This is a genomic window from Pseudomonas kitaguniensis (assembly GCF_009296165.1).
Taxonomy (GTDB): domain Bacteria; phylum Pseudomonadota; class Gammaproteobacteria; order Pseudomonadales; family Pseudomonadaceae; genus Aquipseudomonas; species Aquipseudomonas kitaguniensis.
In genome coordinates, this window is the sequence record NZ_VUAZ01000006.1 from 23,462 (window position 1) to 32,024 (window position 8,563).

Sequence of the window (8,563 nt, forward strand, 5' to 3'; positions counted from 1 at the left end):
ATTAACGCTGCTCAACCAGATTGAGGAAGCGTCGCGTGCGCGGGTTGTCGGGGTTGACCAGAATCTGCTGCGGCGAGCCATCCGCGACGATTTTACCGGCCTCCATAAACAACACCCGATCAGCGATGTCCTGGGCGAACTTCATTTCATGCGTCACCAAGAGCATGGTCATCTGCTGCTCGTGAGCAATCGCGCGTATCACCGCCAACACTTCGCCGACCAATTCCGGGTCGAGGGCCGAGGTGACTTCGTCGAACAGCATCACCTGCGGCCGCATGGCCAATGCGCGGGCAATCGCCACGCGCTGTTGTTGCCCACCAGAAAGCTGGCTCGGGTACGCGTCGGCCTTGTGGCTCAAACCGACCAGGCCCAAGTATTGCTCTGCGCGGGCAGCGGCCTCGTCACGGCTGAGCTTCAATACGCGCAATGGCGCTTCGGTGATATTTTGCTGAACCGTCAGGTGCGGGAACAGGTTGAACTGCTGGAACACCATGCCCACGCGATGCACCACCGGTGCTCTTTTGGTGCCGGGCCAACGCCAGCCGGCAGGCTTTGCGGGCACCGGCGCGCCAGCCACTTCGATACGGCCGTGTTGGTAGGTTTCCAGCCCCTTGATCAAGCGCAGTACCGTGGATTTGCCGGAACCACTGGGGCCGATCAAGGCGACCTTTTGGCCTTGCGCAATGCTCAGGTCGAGGTGGTCGATGACCCGCGTTTTGCCAAAGTCTTTGACCACTTGCGTGAGCTGAATCTGTGCCGGCGCCAGGCGGTGAGGGTGGGCGAGATCAGTCATGGCTGCGCCTTTCAAGGTAGCGGAAGAACAGGGAGGTCGGCACGCTGATCGCCAGGAACATCAAAGCCATGACCGTGTAGGGTTCGTTGTAGCGGTAGGTCATGCCGGCGATCTGCTTGGCCGCCTGGAACAGTTCCGGAATGGTGATCACCGCCAGCAGCGGGGTTTCCTTGAACATGCCGATCAGGTAGTTACCCAGAATCGGCAGCATCGGTTTGAGTGCTTGTGGCAACACCACCCGCCGCCATGTGGTGGCGGTATCCAGGTCCAGCGCCTTGGCGGCCTCCCATTGACCGGCCGGCACGCCCTCGATGGCGCCGCGGTAGGCTTCGGCAATGTAGGCGCCGTAATAAAGCCCCAACCCGATAACGCCGGTCGAGATCGCGGGCAGGGTGATGCCAATTAGCGGGAAGGCGAAAAACAGCACATACAACTGCACCATCAATGGCGTGTTGCGAAAGAAACTCAGGTAGCCGCGGCTCAGCGCGTGAAGCACGCCAACACGCGAGCGTTGCGCAATGGCCAGCGCCAACCCCAACAACACCGCAAGCAGAAACCCCAACACCACTACTTGCAGGGTCACCAGCAAGCCGAGCAACAGGTCGGGAACAATCGACCAGGCAAACGCGTAGTCGAAATTCATGCGCTACGGTCCTGTCGCCATGCGGTTATGCGTCGTTCGTAGCGCCTGACCAGCCAGCTCAACGGCCACGCCATGAGGAAATAACACACCAGCACGAGGCTCCAGATCAGCGTTTGCTGCCCCAAGGTGGTCACCAATTGCCCGCCGGAAAAGGTCAAATCACTCAAGGTGATCAGCGACACCAGCGAGGTGGTTTTCAGCAGCTCCACGCACTGGTTACCCAGCGGCGGCAGCATGAACGGCAAGGCTTGGGGCAACAGGATGCGGCGAAAGGCGGTCACTGGCGCAAAGTCCAGCGCACGCAGGGCGTCGTGCTGGCCGCGACTGACGTTGATCAGCGCCGAACGCACGATCTCTGAACCATACGCCGAGAATGTCAGGCCCAGGCCGAGTACGCCGGTGGTCATCGGCGACAGGCGGATGCCGAACAACGGCAAGATAAAAAACAGGTAAAACAGCAGCACCAACGCCGAGATACCGCGCAGCACTTCGACGTACACCGTGGCGATCCAGCGCAGCGCGCGGGAGGGTGACAACCGCATCAGCGCAATCACCAGGGACAACACCAGCACCAGCACCTCTGCCAGCACGGTGATATGCACGGTGGTCAGCGCGCCTTGGGCTAACTGGCGCGCAATAAACGCTGCGGTGTCCAGCGTTGACGGTTCAATCGACATGACGCCTCAGAGCGCGCAGCGTTGTGCGGCGGTCACACCTGCTTCCGGCAATTCATTTTCGCTGTAGCCGTATTTTTGCAGGATCTTCAGCAACTCACCGGACGCGCGCAGTTTTGCCAGTTGCTCGTTAAACGCTTGAGTGAACTCAGGGTCGTTTTTCGGCAGGCCGTAGGCGTGGTAATTCCACGACGGTTGGCCGTGCGCATCAGGGATTTGCTCAAAGGGCAGGGCGCGCTCGATGGCCTGGCTGTTGGCTTTTTTGACCAGGCTGATGATCTCGGCATCCGGGAAATACACCACATCAACGCGGTCGGCTTCAAGCGCGGCAAGCGCTTCGGTGTCTTTGTCGAACAGCACCACATTGCTCGCGGCAATCTTCGTGTCTCGGGCCTCCTGCACCTGGTTGGAGCCGGTCTGCGTGGCCAGCCGCGCCTTGGGGTTCGCGGCAACGTCCTGCAGGCTGTGCAGCTTCAGCGGGTTACCCGCCTTGACGATAAAGGCACCGCCGGAGCGGGTGACGGGGTTGGAGTAGCCAATCACTTTGCAGCGGCTGGCATTGATAAAGAGCCCTGCGCCAATCAGGTCGAAACGCCCCGCCGCGAGCCCCGGCACCAAAGAACCGAAATCGGTGATCGGGGTTTCAATGCGGGTGATGCCCAACGATTTGAGGATGGCCTCAAGCACCTCGACATTCGCCCCGGTGATTTTTCCATCGGTGCCGATATAGGCGTAAGGCTGTTCATTGGCGATGCCGGCAACCAGCCCGTTGGTGCGGCCTTTCTCGAGCAAACCGGCCATGGCTGATGACGCAAACAGGGCGCTCAGCAGCGCGGCGCACCCCAGGGTGGCGGACAGCGAGCGAAGGTTGATGCCTTTCATGATGAACTCGACGAGGAAGTGGAATCGGGGGATTTGCTGGCGACAGCGCGCGGTCACGGCGACTGGAATCAGGCGCGACAGGCTTTGCCAAGTGTTGGGGGATGACTCTATAGATATAACAAATATTGTTTAAATATCGTTAGAGCATATGCATAGATCGAAGGGGCGGCGGACAGTCGGGCGACTCTCCGCCGGTGTGGGGCGGGTTTACTCGTTCACATCCATGAATTCTTCAGCCCAGGCCACGTAGCTTTCCGGCAGCGTGTAGGTGTGCGTCAGCTCGGTAGCGCTGAGGTTGGAGGTGCTGTGGGTCAACTTGCGTTGGGCACGCAGGCTGTCGTAAGTCGCCTTGATCGACGCAAAGTAGGCGCCGTGGCCAGCGACCACAATGCGCACGCCCAGCGCGGCCAGGCGCTCACTGTCATTGAGCTTGGGGTTGCCGTAGGTCACCAGCATCAGTGGCACGCTGAGGTTTTGCGCGATCTGCTCAAGGTGCTCGAAGTCTTTCACGCCGACCATGCAGATACCGTCCGCGCCGGCCTTTTCATAAGCTTTGGTGCGCGCGATCACGTCTTCGGTCGGCAACACGCCGGCATTCGTGCGGGCGATGATCGACAGTTCCGGGTCGACGCGCGCTTCAAGCGCCGCCTTGACCTTGCCGATGCCTTCCTCGACCGTAATCAGGTCGGTGGACTTGCGCCCGAATTGCGCGGGCAACAGCGTGTCTTCGATGGTGAGCGCCGCAACGCCTGCACGCTCAAGTTCTTCGACGGTGCGCATCACATTCAGCGCATTACCGTAGCCGTGGTCGGCGTCGGCGATGAACGGCAACTGGGCCACACGGCCGATCCGGGTCGCCTGCTCAACGAACTCACTCAGTGTAATCAGCGCAAAATCGGGTGCCGCGAGTACCTGCAACGAAGCGACTGAGCCACCCAGAATGCCCACTTCAAAACCCAGGTCGGCGGCGATTCGCGCAGACATGGGGTCGAAGACGGAAGCGGTTTCAACGCAGATTTGCTTTGCAAACAGTTCACGGAATTGGCGGCGCAGCGCTGAGTGAGAAATTTTTGGCATGTTCTTTCCTGGCTCTGGTCATCGTCGAGTGACGATCAATGTCTATTCATGGTGGCGCGAGATTACCACGCAGACGAACAGGGGATTATGACGTTTGAGCATGAGCGGCGCGCCAAATGCACAGACTGAGCGCCTATAGTGGTTCTACCGCCCCGTTGATTCACCGGGTGGCCGTGAACGCCAGACAATAAAGGTGAGCATAATGAACCGCGAATTCAAGCCCGACCTGCCCGACGATGTGTCAAACCCCTTAGTCGACGCCGAGTACTTTGAGTACAGCAAAGCGGCCAACCCGATCAGCGCCAATCTGATCAGCCGGATTCCTTACCACAGCTTCCCGGCAGCGCTGTATGACAGCGGCCCCTCACGGGTCGTGCCGCTTGACCTCAGCGCTGAGCTGGGCTGCGAAGGCCCTGTGACCGGGCCTGGGCTGTGCGCCAATTTCATTCGGCTGAACGCCGGTGAAGCGCTGAACCTGCACCCGAATGCCACTTCACAAGTGTTTTATGTGATAGCAGGCGCGGGCACAGTAGTGCAGGGCGAGCACGCCATTGAATGGTCCGCCGGCTGTTTTATCGCGCTGCCTGGCCTGCTGCAAGCGCGCTTTCGCGCCACCCAGGATGCGCGTCTTTACTACGTGCACGATGAACCGCTGTTGCGCTACCTGGGCGTGACGCGCAGCACCGACCGCTTCTTGCCGACGCTGTATCCCGCAGCGCTGGCTAACTTGAAACTGCGCGAAGCGGCAGACGACCCGCGTGCTCAGGACCGCAGCCGTATCAGTATTTTGCTGGGCAATCGCAACTTCCCGCAGACTCGAACCGTGACGCATGTGCTGTGGGCCATGTACGGAATCCTGCCCGCCGGCTCGATCCAAAAGCCCCACCGCCACCAATCGATAGCACTCGACTTCATCATCGACTGCCCCACGGGCTGTTATTCGCTGGTGGGCACCGAGCTGGACGCGCAAGGGCAGATTCACAACCCGGTACGCGTCGACTGGTCGCCCGGCCTCGCGTTCGTGACGCCACCGGGCTACTGGCACGCGCACTTCAATGAGTCCGACAAAGAAGCGTTCCTGATCCCGATTCAGGACGCGGGGCTGCAAACGTATTTGCGCGCGTTGGATATTCGGTTCAGTTGAGGGGCGACGACCAGAGGCGACACTCGGCCAGTAAATGAATGCATTTATTGCATTTTTTGTGAATTACGTTATGCGTTATCAGTATTTTACAGGCGGCGCTCAGGCCTTCATCGTGTGCACCCCTACACAGAATGCCGAGACCGTGCGCGCGGATCGACTTGAAATGCCCGAGAGGGCATCTGGAGACGAACGTGCGTTACCTGACAAAACTCGCGGCGGCCATGGCCGCCGCATTCCTGTGCCTGACCGCGAACGCGCAAACGCTGGTGGTCGGTGACCAAAGTTACAACGCTCAAGCGGTGATGGAAGCGGCGGGCGTGCTCGACGATTTGCCCTATCAGCTTGAATGGAAGCAATTTACAGCGGGGTCGCCGGTCGCCGAAGCGCTCAACGCCAACAGCCTGGATATTGGCTTGCTGGGTGACGCGCCCGTGCTGTTCCTGGGCGCTTTGGGCGCGCCGATCAAGGTGATTGCAGTCAGTCGGCAAAACCTTGACGGCGTGGCCATTCTGGTCAAAAAAGACTCGTCGATCCACAGCCTCGCAGACCTTGCAGGCAAACGCGCGGCCGTCTGGAAAGGCTCCTGGAGCCAGCAACTGCTGCTCACCGCGCTGGACAAAGCCGGTGTGCCACGCGACTCGCTGACGTTGCGCTACCTGAGCGCGCTGGACGCATCACATGCGCTTGAGGGCGGCTCGGTTGACGTCATCGCCACGTGGGAGCCCTACGTGACGCAGCTTGAGCGCCAAGGTGCACGGGTGCTGGCAACCGCCGACGGGTTGATCCCCCGCTCAAAGTTTTATTGCCGCCAACGCGAAAGCTGTGGATACCAAGCGCGCGCAAATCAGTGACTTCCTCCAGCGCCTGAAAAAAGCCCGTGACTGGACACGTCAAAGCCCCGCCAACACCGACGCTTATGCAGACGCCTGGGCCAAACGCACCCGCGCCGATGCAAACATCGCACGCGCCTGGTTTGCCAGAGCGCGCACCACGGTCGAGCCACTCACGGCGCAGTCGCCCGTCGAAGCGCAAAAGACCGTGGACTTTTTCGCAGGCCAGGGCCTGGTCAAATCGTACCCGGCAGCCAGCCTGTTCGACCCGTCATTCGCGGCCGCATTGCAGCCCGCCGTCGCCACCACTCAGCCCTGAACGCTTGAAGGAATAGTTCGATATGACTAAAAGACAGCTCAAACTGGGCGCCTTGACCATGGGCTGTGGTGGGCCAGGCCGCCACAACCTGTGGCTTGACCCTCAACTGCCTGCCGACGCCAGCGTTAACGTCGACTGGTACATCGACATCGCGCGCCAGGCCGAGGCGGCACTGTTCGACTTGATGTTTATCGTCGACAGCCAGTTCATCACCGAGGGTTCGCCCTCTCATTATCTGAATCGCCTGGAGCCGCTGACGCTGCTCTCGGCGCTTGCCGTCAGCACGCGGCATATCGGCTTGGTCGGCACGCTGACCACTTCGTACAACTCGCCGTACAACGTCGCGCGGCGCCTGGCCTCACTCGACCTGATCAGCAAAGGCCGCGCCGGCTGGAACGTGGTCACCAGCGGCGACGCCGGCACTGCCGGTAATTACAGCCGCGACGAGCATTATGATTACGACACCCGCTATGGCCGGGCGGCCGAACATGTCCAGGTGGTGCAGGGGCTGTGGAACTCTTACGAGGACGATGCGTTTGTGCGTGACAGAGCCACCGGCGAGTTTCTCGACCCACGCAAACTGCACAGCCTGAACCACAAGGGCGAGCACTTTTCGGTGGTCGGCCCGCTGAATATCCAACGCTCGCCGCAAGGCCAGCCAGTGATATTCCAGGCCGGCGATTCCGCGCAAGGCCGCGACCTCGGCGCCGCGACGGCCGATGTCATTTTTACCCATGCAGCCAGCATCGAGCAGGGCCAGGCTTTTTACCGCGATATAAAGGCCAGGGCGGCGCAGCACGGCCGCGACCCAGAGCAATTACTGATAATGCCGGGGGCCGAAATCTACGTCGGCGACACCGACGAGCACGCACGTGAAATCGAACAGCACTACCATCAGGCCGACCATAGTTTTGAGCTTGCGCTGAAAGAATTCGGGCGTAATTTCGGCTGGCATGATTTCAGCCAATATGACCTCGATGCGCCGTTTCCGCAGCAGAGCCTGGAAGCCGCACGCAGCAGCTTTTTCACCGCCGCCAAACGCATTGCAGACCAGGCCCGCGAGCAAGGCTTCACCTTGCGCCAAGCCATAGCGTTCGGTCGACAACTGCGCCCCGGCGCTTTCGTAGGCACGGCTGAGACCGTCGCACAAAAGATCGCCGCGTGGTTCGAAGCACGCGCCGTGGATGGTTTTAATCTCTACATCGGGCACCCGGAGCAATTCACGCGCTTTACCCAGGAAGTCATACCGTTGTTGCAAGCGCGTGGTGTTTATCGCACGGCGTATGAAGGTACGACGCTGCGGGAGAGCTTGGGGTTGCAGATTCCGCGGTGTCGCCAAGGGTAGTTGCGTCCGGCCGCAGACGGTAGGCGGGCTTGCCAGTTATCAGGCATGGGATTTTTCGTTCAACCTGAAGACGATGCCATCCACCTTCATTTCAACGGTGTACTTGAACAGCACATTGGCGTGTTTGGACATGCCAGGGAGTCGGTAGCAGTCCCATCCGCCAGTCATGCCGTGTACCGGGATTCTGTAAGGGGCGCCTGACTCCAGAGGTTCGCCGAATTGAGATTTAACCCAGGCCTGAGTCATCTTGCTGTTGAGGTGGTATGGCAGACTACCTTTGTATATTGGCTCTCCTTCGAAGCCCTTAAGAAAGGTAATAAATAGATCTTCAAATCGCTTGTTGCCAGCCCAGAACCCCAGCTCTATACCCGGTTCAGGCGACATCGACAAAGTGTCGCTGTCGTCAAAAATACCCTTTGGTGGACCGCCCGGAAGATACATGCCGGAGGCTATCAACTCGGGGTAAGTAAGCCCGAGAGCTTTGACCAAGTCATTGATCATTGCAGCGTTCATATCAATACCACTCTTATTGCAAGGAGATTGTGCAGGTCGCTAAGTGCGGTTTTAACCTGCTCTTCGGTAAAGCCCTGTTCAAGTAGGTAAGGACTGATGGCATCAAGTTTCACAACGTCAAATGACGCGAAAAACCGAGCTGATTTTGCGAGATACAATGCCGCAGACGAATGGATAAATAGTTTAAGTTCAATGTGCGACGAATGACGCCAGTGAAGTTATCAAAGGGGATTGCCGTGCTCTCTAGGGCGTCACACTTGCGACCGCGCCCTTGGCCTGGTCCAGCCAGTTTTTTGAGGGTGGTGCTTGGGCCTCCAATGCCTGCGAGGCTTTGAGTATCTCG

General features: G+C 59.5%; 9 protein-coding genes and 1 pseudogene. 3 read left to right on the forward strand and 7 right to left on the reverse strand.

Annotated features, from left to right (window positions below):
- Position 1: 1 nt before the first annotated feature.
- From F0169_RS01395 to F0169_RS01415, 5 genes are all read right to left on the reverse strand, one after another.
- Positions 2 to 793 (reverse strand): amino acid ABC transporter ATP-binding protein, encoded by a 792-nt coding sequence (locus F0169_RS01395; RefSeq protein WP_152745231.1) that lies wholly within the window; start codon positions 791 to 793, stop codon positions 2 to 4.
- Positions 786 to 1,436 carry an ectoine/hydroxyectoine ABC transporter permease subunit EhuD gene (ehuD, locus tag F0169_RS01400; RefSeq protein WP_152745232.1) on the reverse strand — a complete coding sequence of 217 codons (651 nt, stop codon included), beginning with the start codon at positions 1,434 to 1,436 and terminating at the stop codon, positions 786 to 788. The genes F0169_RS01395 and ehuD overlap by 8 nt, the downstream gene beginning before the upstream one ends.
- A complete protein-coding gene (gene ehuC / locus F0169_RS01405) occupies positions 1,433 to 2,113 on the reverse strand; it encodes an ectoine/hydroxyectoine ABC transporter permease subunit EhuC (RefSeq protein ID WP_152745233.1) in 681 nt (226 codons plus the stop codon). Before ehuC ends, ehuD begins: the two co-directional genes overlap by 4 nt.
- Before the next feature lie 6 nt (positions 2,114 to 2,119).
- Positions 2,120 to 2,992 (reverse strand): ectoine/hydroxyectoine ABC transporter substrate-binding protein EhuB, encoded by an 873-nt coding sequence (gene ehuB, locus F0169_RS01410; RefSeq protein WP_152745234.1) that lies wholly within the window; start codon positions 2,990 to 2,992, stop codon positions 2,120 to 2,122.
- Positions 2,993 to 3,199: 207 nt separating this feature from the next.
- On the reverse strand, positions 3,200 to 4,069 hold the full coding sequence (locus F0169_RS01415; RefSeq protein ID WP_058411535.1) for an isocitrate lyase/PEP mutase family protein: 870 nt from the start codon (positions 4,067 to 4,069) through the stop codon (positions 3,200 to 3,202).
- A gap of 202 nt (positions 4,070 to 4,271) precedes the next feature.
- Between F0169_RS01415 and F0169_RS01420 the strand changes: the two genes are divergently transcribed.
- The 3 genes and pseudogenes from F0169_RS01420 (at position 4,272) to F0169_RS01430 (ending at position 7,707) form a co-directional block, all read left to right on the forward strand.
- Positions 4,272 to 5,213, forward strand: coding sequence for a cupin domain-containing protein (locus F0169_RS01420; protein WP_152745235.1), 942 nt, complete (start codon positions 4,272 to 4,274; stop codon positions 5,211 to 5,213).
- 191 nt (positions 5,214 to 5,404) lie between these two features.
- Positions 5,405 to 6,362, forward strand: a pseudogene (locus F0169_RS01425) (ABC transporter substrate-binding protein).
- Positions 6,363 to 6,384: 22 nt separating this feature from the next.
- Positions 6,385 to 7,707, forward strand: coding sequence for an LLM class flavin-dependent oxidoreductase (locus tag F0169_RS01430; protein WP_152745236.1), 1,323 nt, complete (start codon positions 6,385 to 6,387; stop codon positions 7,705 to 7,707).
- A gap of 39 nt (positions 7,708 to 7,746) precedes the next feature.
- Here the strand turns inward: F0169_RS01430 and F0169_RS01435 are convergent, their stop codons facing one another.
- Both F0169_RS01435 and F0169_RS27520 read right to left on the reverse strand, forming a co-directional pair.
- The gene (locus F0169_RS01435; RefSeq protein ID WP_172979292.1) at positions 7,747 to 8,220 is read right to left on the reverse strand and encodes a DUF6392 family protein; all 474 of its coding nucleotides are present in this window, start codon (positions 8,218 to 8,220) and stop codon (positions 7,747 to 7,749) included.
- Between the two features lie 109 nt (positions 8,221 to 8,329).
- The coding region (locus F0169_RS27520; protein WP_206670172.1) for a hypothetical protein at positions 8,330 to 8,563 on the reverse strand (234 nt) is incomplete at its 5' end.